Source organism: Stieleria sp. JC731 (assembly GCF_020966635.1).
Classification (GTDB): domain Bacteria; phylum Planctomycetota; class Planctomycetia; order Pirellulales; family Pirellulaceae; genus Stieleria.
On sequence record NZ_JAJKFQ010000002.1, the window covers coordinates 504,733 to 523,628 of the forward strand.

Annotated in this window: 10 protein-coding genes; 8 read left to right on the plus strand and 2 right to left on the minus strand. The window is 51.1% G+C overall.

Annotation, left to right across the window (positions count from 1 at the left end; all coding sequences use genetic code 11):
- Positions 1-2 precede the first annotated feature (2 nt).
- From LOC67_RS07570 to LOC67_RS07595, 6 genes are all read left to right on the plus strand, one after another.
- Positions 3-1,037, plus strand: a complete 1,035-nt coding sequence (locus LOC67_RS07570; RefSeq protein WP_230261925.1) for a hypothetical protein — start codon at positions 3-5, stop codon at positions 1,035-1,037.
- Positions 1,038-1,145: 108 nt separating this feature from the next.
- Entirely contained in the window at positions 1,146-3,425 is a 2,280-nt protein-coding gene (locus tag LOC67_RS07575; protein WP_230261926.1) for a hypothetical protein, read from the plus strand.
- A gap of 126 nt (positions 3,426-3,551) precedes the next feature.
- A complete protein-coding gene (locus LOC67_RS07580; RefSeq protein ID WP_230261927.1) occupies positions 3,552-6,392 on the plus strand; it encodes a hypothetical protein in 2,841 nt (946 codons plus the stop codon).
- Between the two features lie 297 nt (positions 6,393-6,689).
- Positions 6,690-12,455 (plus strand): cell envelope integrity protein TolA, encoded by a 5,766-nt coding sequence (locus LOC67_RS07585; protein WP_230261928.1) that lies wholly within the window; start codon positions 6,690-6,692, stop codon positions 12,453-12,455.
- Between the two features lie 47 nt (positions 12,456-12,502).
- Complete coding sequence (locus LOC67_RS07590; protein WP_230261929.1) at positions 12,503-13,282, plus strand: hypothetical protein; 780 nt, start codon at positions 12,503-12,505, stop codon at positions 13,280-13,282.
- A 44-nt stretch (positions 13,283-13,326) separates the two neighbouring features.
- Positions 13,327-14,139: a hypothetical protein gene (locus LOC67_RS07595; RefSeq protein ID WP_230261930.1), complete on the plus strand. Its 813-nt coding sequence runs from the start codon at positions 13,327-13,329 to the stop codon at positions 14,137-14,139.
- A gap of 12 nt (positions 14,140-14,151) precedes the next feature.
- Here LOC67_RS07595 and LOC67_RS07600 read toward each other — a convergent pair whose 3' ends face one another.
- A complete protein-coding gene (locus LOC67_RS07600) occupies positions 14,152-15,447 on the minus strand; it encodes a glycosyltransferase family 25 protein (RefSeq protein WP_230261931.1) in 1,296 nt (431 codons plus the stop codon).
- A 932-nt stretch (positions 15,448-16,379) separates the two neighbouring features.
- On the opposite strand from LOC67_RS07600, the gene LOC67_RS07605 reads away from it, so the two are divergent.
- Both LOC67_RS07605 and LOC67_RS07610 read left to right on the plus strand, forming a co-directional pair.
- Complete coding sequence (locus LOC67_RS07605; RefSeq protein ID WP_230261932.1) at positions 16,380-17,612, plus strand: DUF1559 domain-containing protein; 1,233 nt, start codon at positions 16,380-16,382, stop codon at positions 17,610-17,612.
- A gap of 144 nt (positions 17,613-17,756) precedes the next feature.
- Complete coding sequence (locus LOC67_RS07610; protein ID WP_230261933.1) at positions 17,757-17,957, plus strand: hypothetical protein; 201 nt, start codon at positions 17,757-17,759, stop codon at positions 17,955-17,957.
- Positions 17,958-18,128: 171 nt separating this feature from the next.
- Here the strand turns inward: LOC67_RS07610 and LOC67_RS07615 are convergent, their stop codons facing one another.
- Positions 18,129-18,875, minus strand: a complete 747-nt coding sequence (locus tag LOC67_RS07615) for an AraC family transcriptional regulator (RefSeq protein WP_230261934.1) — start codon at positions 18,873-18,875, stop codon at positions 18,129-18,131.
- Positions 18,876-18,896 lie beyond the last annotated feature (21 nt).

Consider the following 18,896-nt stretch of genomic DNA (forward strand, 5'->3'; position numbering starts at 1 on the left):
CCATGAAGTTTGACTCCACCTATCTCGGCCCTCAGGATCTCAGCGAGGACGATACAGCAAAGCACTACGGATACGAAGAGATTCGACGAGCGGTCCTTGCCAATTCGTACTACCTTTGCTGGGGACGTGAAGGTGAGCCACCACTTCCGATTTACGGCGTTACCTTGAGTCGAGTAACACGGGGACTCTTCCGTTTTGTAAAGAACTGGCTTATGGCCCGCGCAGCCAAGCGAACGGTCCAGTCAAAAAGCAAATTACGTTGGGGTGCAAACGGCCTAGGATTCCGCCGTCTCCTACATCCCAACGGAGTGATACTCTTTGGTAAATGGTCAATCGACAAGGACAATCCCTACTCGGGCTACTTTTCGAAAGGATCGGAGGGCCGTGTCATTGGGAGATATTCCACTTGTTGTTCAGAGGTCCGCCGTGGCCACTATCGATCGCTTTCTCTTGCCGGATGGCTATTCCCAAACGGCACTTCAGACGAAAACGAATTGCCCCAGTCATCCGCCGCGTTCATCACGCAAGAAGACATCGGTGGAAAACGCACTGAATTCATCAATGACGCTGACCTACGCAATGCTCCTGATGTAACTCCATGGAGGCGAGGTTTTGGCTTTCCAATTTTGCTGCTCACGGGAGTAGCATTCCGCCTTGCCGATCGTGAACCGACCGTTCGACAGTTATACGAAATTGCTGAATTGGAAAAGCTTGAAAGCACAATGCTCGCTTGCCCACGGTTCATGAGGCTTACGGTTGACGAACAACAACCTAGAACCCAGGGGCTGGAAATCGATTTCCGCGATGAGATCCTGTCGCAGATTTACGACCGTGGCGACTATACACCGCGAAGAACCCTGACGTTCCACATCGAAGTTTCAGACGAATCCAAGAAGAAAGGCGTCTTAGTTCAACGCCGCAATATAAAAAACTGGGAACGGATCGGACGGATCGAATTTCACGAAGCAGTCGCATCCTACAACGGAGACTTCGTTTTTCATATCCACCATCCAAAGTGGCGTCGTGATCTTGAATAGACAATGGCTGGCGAAGCATTTCATTGTCGCCATCCTTAAAATTGCTTCATCGATAGTCGCCAAATAGAATGGAGGATCAGACCAAAGACTTCTTGATTGGCATACTACATGAGCATCAAACTATCAACGCCCACCAAAAACATCGAGAAGATCACCTGTGGATCCCAGATCAGCAAAAAGATCGATAGGCTCGCCGAAAAATGGAATAACATTGTTATTCGGCGAAAAATGTGGTCTGGAAGAAGTGACTCACAAAAAACCATCATCCAGATGGCGACTGCCGACTTGGTCGAAATCGGCATCGCTCAAACTTCCATCGAAGAACTTGCAAGTAGCCCACTGATCGAAGTGAGCTTTTCGGAGTGCGACGGTGAAACAGGATGGGACGTTCCATGGGAACTGTTGCTGGCGAGCGCAACGCGCCCTTTCCGAAAATCTAGTCTGCTGGTCGTCCGACATCTAGATCGTTACGAAGACGTCAACACTGAACTCAGCCAGAATGCCAGGGGTAGTGTTCTCGCATTGAGCCCTTCCCGAATGGGAGCGTTCGATCGTTTGGCTCAAGAGATCCGTCGCATTTGCAATGCGATGCATTTGGTCGAAAAGGATAACCAAGGTTTTGCAGACGGCATCAACTTTGACACACTCAAGGCGATGGAACTTGGTGAAGTCGTCCACCTCACTGGTATTGATGCGATCGAACTGATCGAATCCGAAGGGGCTAAAGATGTCGAACCGACCGACATCATTTTGAGTTCTAAAAAGGCAGAGTACAAATCTTACTCACCTGAAAAAATCGCAAAGGCGATCGGCGAGAAAAACGACGGGCTTTTAATCGTTGGCTGCAATTTTGCTCACTCAGGTTATTCCTTGGCCCCAAGATTGGTCCAACAGGGAGCCAACACAGCGATTGGCATCGAACCCAACTTGGATCGGTTTGTCTCGGAGTTGTTCTTTTACAACTTCTACAATTCCACTTCGACCTTGATGGAAAAGCTGAGACACAAGCCAGTTACCGATCGCAAATACGATCCCCTGATTCCAATTGTTGCTTTTCGAGATGCATGGAAAAAGATCACTCCCCACTACCACTTGCTTCGCGGCAGCGGCATTGTCATCTGGTCTGCAAAATCAATTCTGAAATCGCCGGTCAGCGTCTTAACCACTCCGACGCCAGTTGACACTTTCGATGCGAATGACTTGGACTCGATCAAGCTTGATGCGAGGCAGCTTTTGGATGTATCCATTGCCCCGCTCGAAGAACTGAACTACTCCATGCTCCACAATGGGCGAAGCCTATTTGACCAATTCACAGTGACCTTCCGTGGCGCTACTCAGGAGATCCAAGACAAAATTCGTCAGCAACCACTTGAGTTCCGAAACATGCAACTGCAACTGGAACTCGATATCGGCGATAGGCCGAGTCTATATAAAACACGGTTCACCATCGGAGATGAAAACTCAAAAATGGATTTTGCGAACGGACGTGATGCCATTCGCGTTTCTCTGATGTCAGATGCCTTAAGTCAAATCCAGGAACCAGTCCAATCTAGTCTGTTCGTGGAATTGTCCTGGGAAGACCAGCGTCAGTCGCTTTTTCAACGCACGTTCCCGGTGCGTCTAAATCCCATGGATGCCTGGCGGTTGGATGACAACGACACGTGGTGGTTGCCATCGTTTGTCCAGCCGCGAGACCCCGCGGTGACCCAAATCATACGTTCAGCTCAGAACCGCCTTGCGTGCATGCAAGACGATCCCTTGGCAAGCTTTTCTGGGTATCAACAAGATGAACAAGGCGTCACCCAGCAAGTACAAGCGATTTGGCACACCATCGTTTCAGATTGCAGAATCAACTACATCAGTCCCCCACCATCGTTCTCCGATTCATCGCAGCGTCTGCGTCACCCAAGCGATGTGGTTCAGCAACAACAGGGTACCTGTATCGACTTAGCAGTCCTGTTTGCTTCCTGTCTAGAATGGATCGAATTGTATCCCGTAATTTTCATGCTTCAGGGACACGCGTTTGCTGGGTACTGGAAAAGCGACCAAGCCTATAACAAATTTGTCGCCCCTGAAGTGACGCTCCATGACGAGACTCAATCCCACCCTTGGGTCTACCGTGGGAAAGCAGTCTGGGACCGCATCCTATCTTGCATGAAGGACGATGAATCACTTGTCGCAATCGAATCGACGTATTTAAGCAAGCGAGAAAGTTTTAACTTCGCAATCGGTGAAGAGGGCGGTCCCTGGTACTTCGAAGAAACCAACATCGCCGATGCCCCACAGTATGCTTTCCATTCGATGATTGATATCTACGGTGCGCGCCAAAACAGAGTTTCCGCGCTTCCAATCTCCGCATTGCGACAGACCCAAAGTCACCCTTCTTGAAACATCGATATTCAAAACTGATACCCATTGGTACCTAGCGATCGATTCCCCTCTGACTACAGTAACACCACTGAGGCAGACACGCCCCCTCTGCGACCGGTACAGCCCCTTCGACGAAAACCTATCATGCATCACACACTTGCGTTCGCATTGGCATCGCTCTTGGTCGCAGCTTCTCACCTAAGCAGCGCTTTTGCAGATGGTTCAACGCCAGATCCTGCTGCACCCGCTGCTGCTACGGCAACTCCCGACAGCAAACCTGACCAATCGCTAGCTGAATCGATTCTGAATTCGATTCCGGATCAACAGGAACGCCAACGGAGGGAACTGCAGCTTCAGATCATTGAATTGGATCGTCAGCTTCAGGAAACCATCGCTGAATCGACATCGCAAACCACCCAGGCCGATCGTCAACGCGATTTCTCCCAAACGCTATACGAAGAGGCCTCTCGGGAACATTCACGGCACCAGACAATTGCCACAGAGCTTAAAAAGTCCCTGGCAACGATCGCAACCGATTTAAAGACCCAGAAAACGCTGCTGGTCGATTCAGACAAGCGAACGAAGCAAGCCGCCGATGACGAAAAGGCCGCCAAAGAATTGCTCGATCGCGATGGAAGTGCTGCCAACAAAGCTGCTTGGCGATTACAGGTTCGTGTCGCAGAACAGCTTTCAAAAGAAACCAAAGAGATCGAACGTCGAATTGCCGCCTTTGAAGGGATCGTAAAAAAACTTAACCACGAACTCGCTCAAGCGCACGCCGCGGAAGCCACTGCGCTGAAGACCCTGCAAGCGGCAAGGAAAACGCTTCTCAACGATCAGAACTATGCTCGTAAAGTCTCTGAAGATGCTGAACACAACAGAACGAGCAAAACCGCGTCGATTAAGCACACGAAGGACTCGATCAACATTCTTCTCGAAGCTCTAAAGAAAACGAAGCTATTGAAGGCTGTAGAAAAAGTAGCAGCCAACGATTCTGAGCACATCTGCGATCAAAAGTGCACATCGGCAAACTGTCCGAATTGCCTTCGAAAAGAACTTCTACTTGAAATCGCAAACGTCCCCGCCACCATCGATGATCACCAAACTGCGGATCATGGTGCATTGTTTCAGCGTTTAATCACCGCGATGACGAGATCGGAAACATTGCAAAAGCAGATTTCTGAATTGCAGGAGTACAACAAATCACTCCATCTTGAGAACACCTCTATTCGAACAGACCTCCGTGAAAAGACGCTAGAAGTGATTAGCAGTGTCAGCGAACGAATGCATTTAGCGACACAAATCAAAGATGAAGATCGAGACCAGAAGGACAATGAAGCGGAGTGGAAGCAACTACAGGAATGTGATTCAACGGCTAAACATCTCCTCGACGAACTGAGGTCCGAAGAATCGCAAACATTTCGCGAGATTGAGCAAATGCACAAGCTCAATTCGAACCTTATGGCTGGGGTTCGCGATGCAATTGGTCATCAGTTGCAGGCACTCTATTCCACTTTGAACAAATGCCTTCCACATTCGCTTGATGTGGAAAGATCGCATGAGGGGCTTCAATCAGAAGCGATGAATGTTCAGGGCGGAGCAAACGTGCCACCGAATGCTGAACGAAAATTCTCAGTCACCTTTCCGAGTGACTTTGAACCAGGCCTTTATTATCCAGACGTCGAATTACTGCTACGAAGCAGTGAGTGGACAGAAGTAAAAAAGGCGTCGAACTTATTGAACTTCTCTTCAAGATACCTCAACAGACACCTGCTGCGATGCGATGAGTTAACCCATGGGTTTCTCGGAGACGTCACGCACCAACAGAAGATTCTACTTCTCGAAGTTCTCGGCCTTGCACTCACCACTGAAGAGTTGAACAAACTGACTTCGGAAACCGACATCATCAATCAATTGGTTCTGGGCGACGAACGACTGTTGTCAGCTACGCCAGAAGACGATCTTGGACGTCGTCTTCCCTTGCTAGAACGACTCAGGCTCGAATATGCCCAACGAGAACAAGAGAAACAATTCAGCGGGAACAGAATTAGCGATGCTCGTTTACTAAAACAGCTTGGCGACACAGCAATCCAATCGTGCCATAGTCTGCGTGAACTCTATTTAGAAGTTGCGCTCTGCTCTATCGAATTAAAGCGGCACCACCAAGCTCTTCATCAGCTTTCACACGAATTCAACTCGGTTGTAAACGAGATCAAAGATCATCGGATCATGCTCGAACTCAAGCTCGCTAAATCACAAACCCTAAACGAGCGACTCGAATCACTTATCACCAAGGCTAAAGCACTGACGAATCTCCCGGGAGCGAAACGCTACCAACAACTGATCTGGCTGAAAGAAGAGTTGGAGCAATCCAAAGCGATTCGGGAGGTAAACGACCAACTTGCTACGTTGCGTTCCGAGAACGCCGTGGAAGAAGCCGAATCAGCCAGAACGCAGGCGAAACTGTACTGGAAAAGGATGAAGGCGAACAAAGCCGCCGAGCATGCTTATCTAAAACATGCTCCTGACACCAAGACTTCATTCGATAATCCGTGCCACTTTCCAATTCCACGGTATGCACGTGATGGAAATCCAGACTTCCGTGAGGGGCTTTTGATAGCCGGTGGAATGCAGTTGACCACTCGCGCGGACGGCACCTTCAAACTCGATGCCAAGGTCAACCGACAATCGTTTCCAGTAACACTGCACCTAGAGATTTGCTTCGAAACGATTGACAATTCCATCATTTCCATTCCGCTGGAACCGCAAAAACTTCTCGCCAATTCCGACCGCTACGAGTTTGTCGAGTACGAGGCAGACGGAACGCCAAAGCCTGACAATTGGATCGAACTCCACTACACAGGTTCACATCCGGCATTGAAAAGATGCGGAGGAGGCATCCTGTGGGCTCAGCGCAAAGGGTCTGCAACATTTGGACACGGCTTCGAAGGACTGGACGTGTACAGATCGATGAAGAAACGCTGAAACTGAATTTCTGACATCGCCCTTGGAATCCAAGCACGATTAGATCACCGATGGTTGGCGTGGCGTGCTGAACAGGCAATCTTTAGCTTCATTCTGAAAATCGCCCAAAAGTCTTTGCCTCGACTCACCCAGTAGCTTTATCCAGAAGCGATCTCCCATCAGGGCGAACCGGCTCGATCAAAACATTCCGAATAACCTGAATGACAGCCCCCCTGCCAACCGACCAATAGGGGTATCCCCCCTGCCGACGGTACAGACCGCCGGTAGATTCGATGCGTCTATTTGTCAGGCAAGAAGATGAATCTTCGGCTAGCAAAGTATGGTTTTCGCCGCCCGTTTGTTGTTGCAACATTGGTGATGCTTGCCGCGATTGGGATTCTGCGGCGACCAGCTAAAGAATCGGTCCCTGACAATGAACATCTCAGCAGCCTGAATGGACAGCCAGCGCTGCACGCGCTCAATCACGCAGCGCATCTAAATCAGATTTCGGCGGACCATCATGACGGGCGATCGTCGCTGATTGAAGCTCCGCTACCGCCGGATGGCGGAAATGTCAGGCCAGTCAATTGGTTACTACAAACCGATGGAGACACAGCTTCAAGTGGTGGCTATTCGCTGGTTTCGATCACCCCAAAGTTAGCTGAAACGTCACTCCGCGGCTTGCAGTGGCCCATCGACTTTGCAAGCCGACTTCGGCTCAATTCTCCGATTCCGGTCAGGCCAAACACTCCTTTCGAACTGACGGTTCGCGGTCCCAAAGAGGAAACTCTTTCAAAAATTTCGATTCGGATTGAAAAGGGAACGATCGCCAATGGCGACACAACTGCATCCCCCTTTTCGGAAACGGTTGATGCACCTGAACCCACGGAATCCGATGACGGACATTCGTACTCTGCGCGCTATTCAAAACTTGCCCTGACCGAAGAGACAACGATGTCTGTCTTCGTTACACCTAAGGGTAAAGCGGAACGGTTCGTTGACGCGTTTTCCATCATTCCGGTTCAATCGACTTCTCCCGTTGCCATCGGCAGGACTACCCACAGCCAGTTTGCAGATCCGACTTTGGATGCGGACGCTGGAGAAGCGGTCTATCTAATTGACTCAACCTCGAAAGCCTATCTGCGCTTTGATGGCCTTGATGTTCAACGCAACGGCAACTTTACCGGGTTCGTCATCTCGAGCGACGGTAGCCCCGAGGTACATCAGGTTGTTTCTAGTTTCGACATCCCTGTCTCACGTTCCGACGATGATCTAGGGTTTATCGCGACGGCTGCAATCCCAACAGAATTGCTGAATTCAGAGAAAACTGGCGAGATCCTGATTACGACAACCCTTCGAAATGCAGGACGCATACGAATCGGTGATAAACGTATCAAATTTTCGATCGGGGCACTGATGAGTGTGCCCAAATCAAGTCTGCCGAAATTCAGCGGCTATAAAATTAACGGCAATACAACTAGCGAAAGTATTAATGACGAAAAACGGTTAAGTGTCTTTGCTCAAGATCTCAATAGCCTGACAGTCACGGGAACCATCGATCCCGATTTCGACGTTGTGATCGAGGAACTATCGGCTAACCAGAAAGCCAATGCGATCACGTCAGTAGTTCCTAGCGCTGCTGGCACGATCGTGGGCATCGCCCGCCAAGGTACATCTCAGCGTCAACTGCACAGGTTTGGTTTAGCCGCCTACGTTGGCAGAAACCGGATTGCCGCAGGTTCGCAGGTTCTGGAGTTTCATCTTCTTAAGAAGCCATTGGAAGTCGAACGCTTCGATCACAACGGGATCGGTACAACTCCAGGTGCAAACAAAGTCACACTTCGGTTCCCAACTGACCAAACGCTGAAGCTTGACAATGGAGCAGTTGAAGACGCGGTCGAAAATAAAATCAATCTACTGCGAAACTCGCAACCAGACGCACCATTAACACCAGAGTCTGCGGTCTTCAGCAATGCGACGAACACGTTAACACTTACTTTCGCCGTCGATAAGATCGTCCCTGACGGGTACCAACTTCAGATAAGCGGGCTGAAAGACGTCTACGGCAACGAACTCCGTTCCAACGCGCCGACGATCTTTCCTGGCGGCTGGATCGAACGGTTTGGCATCAACTCGGGCAATGTAGCAGCGACTTCAGTCTTACCGGGACAAGTCATCCCTGGAATCCAGGGCCCCACAGGCGACTACGTCACCTATCAGGAATGGACTCCACCTCGGGAGATTCCAGACGGCTTCAAGCAGAGTGACAAAGTCGAAACCCGCGTCGCCCCGCTGTATTTTTATCGGGACGCACACCGCGTCGCCCAGATCATCAACCGCAAGGTTAAATCACATAATCGCCACGGGGTTTCGGTCGCACGCCAACATGCCGACCAAGCCAGAACGGTTGCCGACCAGACCACCGCTGCTCGCCAAGAATCAGAGCGGGAAGCGATTCGTAAAGCTCAAGAAACTCGTGAGCTTCAGGAGAAGTTATCCGATGCCCGTCGAAACTTTGATCGGACCTTGCAACAGCTCAGACAGACCGCTCAGCAAAAGGTTTCGGCAGATGACTTGAGCGATGAACAGTCCCAAACGCTTGACGCGTCGATCGCCGCGATGGAACAGGCCGCAAGAAGCTTTTCCGCTGAAGTCGAACGGTTGGAGACTGCTGTCGATACTGCCAAACAAGCGGAATTGGATTCGCGAGAACAAGCCGAACAGCTCGAATCACGAGAGCAACTGGCACGGCAAGAACAATTCCGTCGCGAAGTTTTCGCGGCTCACTCGGATCCCGACACGTACGCCGAAGGGCAGCCATCCAGTTCCGACCCTGTCGAACAGACAAGCATCTCTGTGATTGGCGAAGGACTGATACACCTGCGTGGCCCCCTGAAAGGCGTCAATCAGATTCGATTGATGATCAACCAAATCGATACGCCTGTCGGCCAGGTTCGCGTCAACGTCCATACGACACAGCTAAATGGCGACGATGCCAAACGTTTGGAAACCGTGGCATCACGGATTCAGACTTACATTGATCAAGCGAGATTCATGACGGTTCAGACCGGGGAAATGATTCGCAAAAGTGTCATGCTGGCGGCTGCCCAGCGGGCCCAACAGGCATCAATGGTTTACCCCGGCGAAACCCAAGAGGATCGAGATCAACGTTATCTGCATGCGTTCTTTGGCAAAGAATTCATCGACGAACTGAGAACAATTGACTCCGAGTTCCTGCAAACCGGAAACAAACTGCTATCGCTCCACTCGATGGATGTGACCAGCCTTTCGTCAGCGCTACTGTTGATGTCGTTAGCGAACAATGAAACACGAATCTTGATCCTCGACCATCTCGATCGCCAACTCCGTGAAGACCTTCCGATCGCCGAACAGACCTACCTGGATGCCGGCATGCATCATAGTGATGGACGCATTCATGTCTGCACCGCAAGTTGTGGCGATCCGTGCTGCCACCATTCCAAGGTCGGCCACGTCTTCAGCAGAATATGGGACAAACATCACGGACCACCGCCATTAACATCGCTGTCTCAGAACGCCGCGTTTCAATCACTAAAGGGCTTCTATTCGGTGAATCATTTGCACGCGGACACTATGACACCGTTGCAGCGAGAGTTTATTCGCCTAGCTCAGATTTTCAAAAGCCGTTTGGTTACTGAACTTGAATACAAACAGCGTGTCATGGAACGCGCGTTGATCGAAGACCGAATCGGAAATCGCCAGCAAGACCTACGCACCGCGAAGCAGAAAGAGCTTGATGCAGCTCGTGAACTTTTCCTGGCCCAACAGGAAAAGTCAAAAGCGATTCAAGAGGTGGTCGTCGAATTAACAAAGGCGCAGGCACAAATCCGCAATGCGGCTGTCGAATCGCAAAGCGTCCTAACCTGGTTCGATTCAAACTTTTCCGAATTCATCAACGACTTGCGTAGCGACGATCAACGATCGGACATCGATAAATTTCGTCAGAGCACCGCTCGCTCGTTATCGACGACACAGTCGTTCTACGGGACTATCTTTGGCAATGAAGTGGAATTCGGATTTGCGAAACGCGAAACAGATTTCCCTGGCAATGAAGTTATCATGTACGTCGCCGACCCCAAGCACAGCACGACGGTCGAGACACAGATCAAGACTGCAATAGAAAATGCGATTCGATTGGCCACTTCACTTTCCCAGCTCTCGCTGGAGTCAAACGCTGAGAAGATTCGAGGCAAACTTGAAATCGTCAAGAGCTTCGCGATTTTGCAACCGACGCATTCGGCCCCAATGCTGCGATTAGATTACAAATCACTAGAAGACTTTGCGGATCTTTATATCGAGCTGAGACAAATCGTCGACAATTCTTTCAAGACAATGCAAGAACTGTCACAGACACGAATCCAACTGCTGGAACAATTGAAGGACCCAGAGTCTAGGTTCACGTCCTACTACTCGCTCTGGCAAAATTACCGCACTCGCGTTGAACGCATCTTCCAGTCGCATCCGCGCCGTGATGACATCTTGTTTCACATCGGAAATGTAGATGCACAATTCGATACTCTGCTCGAAGTCGATGTTAGAGCGAATTTCAAAATTCAAGAAGCGAACGACGCCAGACGTCCCTTGGACCACAAACGATTCTTGGACATGTTGATCGATGACTTGGAAGAAAAGTACATCGAACTACTTGAAGGCACACGTGCTCACACCGCGAATATTGACAACTACCTGAAGCGTTTAACAACCGCTCTGGACGACGATTTCAACACACAGTTTTACTACCCGACGTTTCGCAACATTCGTGAAGGTGGACAATACAAAGACGTTGAGTTCGGTCAGACCGAAACGACCAACGTGCTGGCCAACAACCGGGCATTTGCGAAAGTTTCGCCCAGTGCGACGATGGAATTTGACCTTCCGAAACGAGACATCCTCATTCGCGAAGGGCTCGATTCCGCACTGGCGATTTACAACGATGTCGGAGCGTTGGTGAACGACCCCAATTTGCTCGCACTTGCCGCAAGTCAAAGTGGCCTCCCTACATCTCAGGTAACATCGGGAGCGTCTGGAACGGTACGTGATGTTCTACCTGGGCTTTCTTCGGACACCCAAGCTGACTTGCTTGCCCAAGACTCGGGAACCCGCCCTCGATATGAATCGAATGTCGAAAAGCTGATTCCAGATCCTGCAATCTACAAATTTGAAACAGGTACGGGTTATGAAATCCGTCCCGTCATCGAACCCGATGGCCAATCGGTCGTTTTCGATTTCAACTACATGTACACAACGAATGTGCGTGAACCGGTGCGTGCGGATGAAAAGCATCTCGGACGAGTCAAACGGCACTTCGTTGACACGGACGTTCAACTGTCCAACTTTGAACTCCGAGAAGTCAGCCGCTACACCGTCGCACTTAAAGCAGAGCGAACCGCTCGTGGCGTGCCGCTATTGGAAGACATTCCGGTCGTTGGTGCCCTCTGGCGTCCGGTTCCACAGCGAGAAAGTTCGTTGCAACAGAACATCATTATGGCTCAAGCGACGATCTTCCCCACACTGTTCGACCTCATGGGGTTGCGTTGGGCACCGGCAGTTGCTGACATCGATCCATTAAACCTCAGCAATCGTGAGTTCATCGTTCGTGGGCGCCACCATGTTTTGGAGAATCGAGTCTACGACGTCAGCAGCTCTCGTGTTGACGAATTTCTGAGATTCCCAGAGTCGCAAAAGCGCGCTGACCTTTATCGATCGCAGTCGACTGTCCCAAGCGTTCACCCGAATGGCTACCAGGGTCCGGGGCTTGACTTCCGAAGTAGCGAATTGAAAGGAGGGTGGGACGTCAATCGTGCTTATCCGGAAAGCCAATATGTTCCCGATGCGAACAACGAAGGCGCATTCGAGCGACTCGATAGATCTTCGCGATCATTTCCACCTGCCGTTTTTCCAGAAGATCCACCGGGTACAACCGAGTCAATGTTGCCCTATCCCGGATCGCCACCGACTCTAGCCCTTCCCGAAGGACCCGATGCCGACATCGCGTTTCCTGACTATCTGAAAGACACGACGAAACCAATGTTGCATGGTAAGTAGCCCTTGTTCGAAAAACTCTTGTTCGAACATTGACGACGCAAGGATGGATGATGAAAGACAAGGATCTAAGTCGACTGACAACACGAAGAGAGTGGATGCGTAAAATGACGCTCCTCGGCTTTTCAGGCGCATCATTGAGCACCATGGGTGCAGACTGGCCGAACTTGGTCCCGCGCGTTCGTGTGACAAAGCCGCCAAGCTACAACTGCATACCGAAGCATGACTACCAGCATAAAAGCCGCAGCCCGTCGATGTTTGTGCCTAGCCAGACGGCACAAATCATCGGTGCTCAAGGAAACGACGACTTAATTGCAAACGCCCTGACAGGTGGTCGCAATCAAAACACGACAGCGTCTCGCAAACGCTTTCGCCCCAACCGTTCGCTCCTAACCATTGACCATTGCCGTGTTAGCAGTGTTGTTCTTGATATTGAGCGAAACGGAATCTGGACCCTGTCATTGCTGGCAGAGCAGAACTTCGCAGAACTCGAAGCGAATGGCGAATTGAACCCTTTCTCGCACTTGCTTCGGAATCAATTTCATTTCCATGCTCGCCTGATTGCATCCGAGTCCAGTGTCGGTGCCGATGCGAGGGAGTCAGATCAGATCACATCTCAACCCGCATCCGGAAGCCAGGTGACCGCGGTCATCTCCCCCAAACCGTTTTGGGTACAACGTCAACAGCCTCGCCAAATGCGATGGCAAACTTACGATAAACAAATCGCATTGGCATTCGAGCAATCAGCAGCCGTCCAGTTTGAATTCTTCTATCAACTCGATCCGTTGAGTGCGGCTGGAAAAACCGTTCGACGTCTCGAAGACGTCTGAATGCGTCCCGTTCATAGTCACGCCCACCTCCCGTCGCCAATCCAATGAACTGTCCCAAACCTCTTCAATCGACGATCCCTTGGGCGTTTGCCTTTAGTGTCACCTTGGGCGTGTTGATGCTTGACATCCGTCGCGGTGTAGCGCAGGACCGACTGCATGCTGTCGTTTCACCAGCCCTTGAAATCGAGGTCATCGACCCAGGTGTCGACCCGCTTGGCAACCCCGCAGTCCAGCTTCACGATACCGGTAATGCGCTGGTTGTAGATATCCCACCAACCGTTCTCGTCCACCGCTACTACTACACCGGTGATAGATCTTTTCGGGGGCCAGATCTACCAGGAGGGCCGACAATTGTTGTCGCCTCACACCCCAGGACTGGCGAGCGGACGTATGTCCAGGTCCAAATGCTGCCCGGATCACCGATGGTCCACTACAGTGCAAAAAGCATTGACTTCGATTTTGGTGACGCCGGGATCGAAGTGGTATTCCCTCGTTATGGCTGCCCCAAAGTCAAGGTGCGTAGCGGACGACGACTGACCGATCGAATCGACCATGTGCTTCACATCGAAGAGATCCGCAACGCCAAGGAAGAGATAATCAAGTCGCAAACGAGAACCCCAAAACGGATCGCGTTGGCAGCCGAAGGCTTGCTACTGACTGCCAAAGATGCGGTCGGTCCGATTACACAGCCCGTCGAACACTTGGCAAGATTGATTCCAGGTTACGTCGCGTTCACAGATCCTAACACAGAAATCGAAAACGCGAAGCGAGCAATCGAGTTTAACAACGAACTACGCCGCAAGCATCAAGCCTTCCATACAAGACTTGACGAACTCGATATGAAGACCACTCGTTAAACCCCATTTTGATCAGTACGCTCTCAGGTATTCTTCTAGCAAACGAATGGACGCTTGCTGTTGTTGGGCGTTGACTTTGATTCCGAGCTGATCGATTAGCTCCGCCACCCTTGATGCGGTGTCTTGTTCTGTTCTGAAATCCAGATCGATGATCTTTGAAAACTTCGTTGATTCGAAATGCTGTAGCCCGTTGATTGCCATCGTATGACGACGTAGTGCGGCACCGCCTGATTGATCAGTCTTGATCTCGCTCAATCCTTCGACGCGAACGATGATGGGACTAACCCAAGCTTGGGACAACTCAGCTGCGAGGATTGAAAACAGCGGATGTGTTCCTCCGATCATTTCTGCCTCGACCGTCGACGTGCGGCATCGTCGAGCGGCCCAGAATCGCAGTGCGTTGATGCGATGCTCGGAACTTGATGTTTCGATCCACCAATCGGCCGTGAATAACTGTTCGCATAGTTGATCAAGCACCGGCGCCGCCAATGCTGTTTCACACTCCCAAGGCCGCTGCCCAATGCGTCCATCTCCCATCGAGATCCCAAGGTGATGCAGCATCCCTGCCACCGCGTTGCGGGCTGCGGAATCATGACCGACAACAGCGACAAGCCGCTTGTCCAGCTTGGGATTTAACATCTCGCTCGCCCCTGGAAACGCGGTGGTCGGCATGTGCTTCATCTTGATATTGCTAAAGCTTTGAGCCTGCTGAATCACCCAACTTCCGGGCACATAGATTCCCCCTGGATAAACCGCGTGCAATTCACCCAACCGATGATCAAGATGGTGTTTCTCGCCCCAACGCTCACGTTCCAATAGGTGCGTATAAATCGCCTCCATCGCACGACGGCCTCGGAGCGCGTACGCGTGGGCGCGGTGGACATAGTGCGGTCGGTAGACGTGATCGCAAACCTTGACAGGAAACGCACGATGATGATGCAAATGCTGACCACCTAGGTAGATCCACTCCCAATCATCCGGGACGTTTTTCGCAAAAGGTTCCAAACTGCCACAAAAGTCGTCGCAGCACACAGCATCGTCTTCCAACACCAGAATCGACTCGACTTTGTCATTCAACGCATTTTCGATCAAACGCAGATGCGACTGAAAACAGCCCCACGCGCCCAAACCAACTTGCCACCACTGGGGACGCACCAGATTTGTCCCATCGATCGCTTCAAATCGGGTCGGTGCTTCAAACGGCCAGTCATCTGGCAATCGTTGATAAAAGTCATCGAGTCGCTCGTGATCGCGTTTTAAATTGATCAGACAGACGCGTTCAAAAGCCAATTGGTGGAACGATTTCATAGGACGGAGACGGAAAGACTGTTAGTCGAGAAGATACCTTTTCGTCGGCATGATACCCCACCTTCAGCCACTTGGCTTCCACACCAACAAAACCAACACTTCAGCATCTAAACAACTTCCTGCTGTGCAACGACGTGCAAGTGCGATCGCATTTCGTGCGTACACGCTTAATCAAAAACCGAAATCGATTCACAGGGGAAACAGGCATGGCAACAATGGGGGCTTTGCGGTCTACAGTTCACCAAAGGAGTTCACTATGGCTGCGGACCAACCGCTGCGCAACCAATGGTGCGAAACGTCAAACCACAGTTCACGAAGAGACGAGCAATCAGCTCAAAAGACCATTGAGATTGTCCTTCAAGACGATAAAGAATGTTCAACAGCAAGTCTTTGCAAGAGCTTTCATCGATAGCTTGGTTAGGCCAATCATCCCACCCCGGCGACGAACGAAGGGCTTCATCAACAACGCTACTGCCACGTCTTTGATTTATATCGTTCTGCAGTATTAAAAGTTGATCATTTTGATGTTTAATGAGAGTACTAATGTGATCGGTTTGTCACGAACGCAGTTTTCAGTAGTCACTTCATCGAACCGACAAGGCACTCGACAGCTGTTGATGCCGTCTTACCAATGCATTTGCTAATAGCGGATCATGGCGACGACCAATGGCAGCGTATTTGTTGGGATCGCGATCTGACTAAGGCACAGAAACGTTTGTTGGCTGCTTCGTTGTGCAACGCACTGAATGCGGTAATTGTCGCAAAGCAAATAATACGTCTGACTATCGATGGCATTAGCGCTCGATCATTTTTCGATCGAGCTAAAAGGCGGATCGGATCGTGTGGACAATCAGTCCAACGCGATAAATTCTCAGAAGGGCGACTTCGCTTCGGCGAAATCGCTGAGCGCACTTAATGGAACCAGATCTCGCATGCCATTGAAAAGAAACCCTAGACAAGCCTTCAGGAAACGGGGCTTCAGGAAACAAGGCTTCACGCTTGTTGAACTGCTCGTCGTCATCGCCATCATCGGCGTTTTGGTCGGCTTGCTTTTGCCGGCAGTCCAAGCTGCCCGTGAAGCGGCCCGACGCATGAGTTGCAGCAACAACTTCAAGCAAATCGGACTGGCCATTCACAATTACCACTCGGCTTATAAATCCATGCCGATGCAGGGAACTGGCACCGATGACGGATCAGACCAGCTATTTCGATCGTACTGGTATCAGAATAGCCGTCGGTACAACTGCAAAATGCTTAGTGCGTTTGTCGCGTTGACCCCGTTCTTTGAACAGCAAGGCCTCTGGGACATGATTTCCCATCCCATGGATGTCGACGGTGACGGTGTTGTCGACTATCCGGCGATGGGACCGACGCACGAAAAGGCAGACTACCGCCCATGGGCAACAGAACTCCCAATGCTTCGCTGCCCAAGCGACCCCGGAAAAGGACTGCCTGCGTTGGGGCGAACCAACTATGCGGTCAGCCTGGGCGATGCAGGATATGAGCTTCAATTTGGTGCCTTGGGTGTTTGGCTGCACTACAACACGCAACGTTCAGCCAAAGCACTTGCGTCGCACCGTGGTGCGTTTGTTCTGCACCAACGGATGAAATTCCGAGACATCCTTGACGGATTATCCAACACCATTTGCATGGGCGAGATTGCGACGGACCTGCAAGACGACGATGTTCGAACCATCGCGATCAACCAATCAGGCGGTGCGAACCCCGTTGAAAATCCCAACGCTTGCACCGAACTTGGTTTCCGAGATCCCGAACGGCCGATGTTCTGGGGGCCAGCGGCGCCAGCAAGAACCACCGGCGCCAACGCCCGAGGTTGCCGCTGGGCTTCGGCATGGAACCCTTACACCGCGTTCAATACGATCCTGCCACCGAACCGTGAAATCTGCACCTCGACCAACTGGTCCAACGCAGAAATCTATCCCGCATCAAGTCGTCACCAAGGCGGTGTTCACATTCTGATGTGCGATGGTTCGGTTCAGTTCATGACCGATTCGATCGATGCAGGCAATTCGAACAATCCAGTGGTCCGTCGTGCCGCTGACGGTGGTGCTGACAACTATCTTCCGGGAAGCGCCAGCCCGTACGGAGTCTGGGGAGCTTTAGGCACTCGTGCGGCTCGTGAAGTTATCGACCAACAGCTGTAAGCATTGAACTTAAAGCATTCACTGCTTGTGCAGTCAATTCTATCGCCGCATCAACGTCATGCGGCAGCAAGGGTGTCACCGCAGGTGTCTGCTTCGTGACATCACCGATGTCGTTCAGCCCACTTTTAAAGAGGAGGATTCAAGATGCAAGTTTTAGATATCGCTACGGTGTTGAGCACACGATTAAAAGCAGCCCTGATGTGCTGCATCGCCGTTTCCATCATTTCGCTTGGCGGCTGCAGTTCGCCGGACGCCACGAATGTCGTTGATGACGCCGACAGCGAAGCTTTGGCCGAATACAACGATATGGTCGAACAAGAAGTCATGGAACCGCCGACTCGCTAGGTTGCGATCAAGCATGTTGAGATACCGTATCAACCTGCGGGATCGAAACCTTGCGACACAACTTGGATGGCAGCCAAGTCCGCTGTGGATGCAGAAGCACTTCGCAGCGACTTGGCTTTTTTATTTCAAGTGCCAACCGAATCGACTCCATACCGATCGATCATCGGTTGCTCAATCTTTTGATGAGTTCGAGGATTGCCATGCAAGTCGGTAGTCGCGAGGCGACATTCCTGTCGCTTGGCGAAACTGCCTTGTGAAAGCGCTTTGGTCGGAATACCCCACTTCCAACGCGATGGCAGCGATTGGCGTGTTTGTATGTTGAAGCTTTCCCTGAGCACGATCGATCTTCTGTTGGATCAACCACTGGCCCGTGGTTAACCCGAATACACTTCGCATCCGTCGGTCGAGCTGATACCGGGACATGTTGGCAACTTTCATCAGATCATTGACCGACAGTGACTGCCCCAAGTTTCCTTTCGCATAGCTGATCGCTTCAGCGAGGTGCTCGAACTCTTCGGTATCAACGTCAGGGATCTTCACGTCCTGCGAGACTCCGACCAATCCCGATATCACGCCGTCTGCTCGGCGCATCGGCAACTTCGTCGTCAGACACCATCCGGTATCAAGTGACGGATAGACATGAAGCTCCAACTGCGAGACAAGTGACTGCCCGGATTGCAACACTCGTTGATCCTGTTCTTCGTACCGTTGGCCGAGTGGGGCTCGCAATAGCTGGCTTGGCGTTTTACCGATCAAGTCCGTTTTGTCGCGAAGACCGCATCGGCTGACCAATGTTTTGTTGACCAACACGTATTCCCCTCTGTCGTTTTTGACAAAAAAAACGACATCGTGCAAACAGTCAAAAAGCTCTTCGCCTGTAAACGGCTGGTCTAGCTGAGCAAATAGTTCTGGAACCATCCCCACACCACACATTTGTGC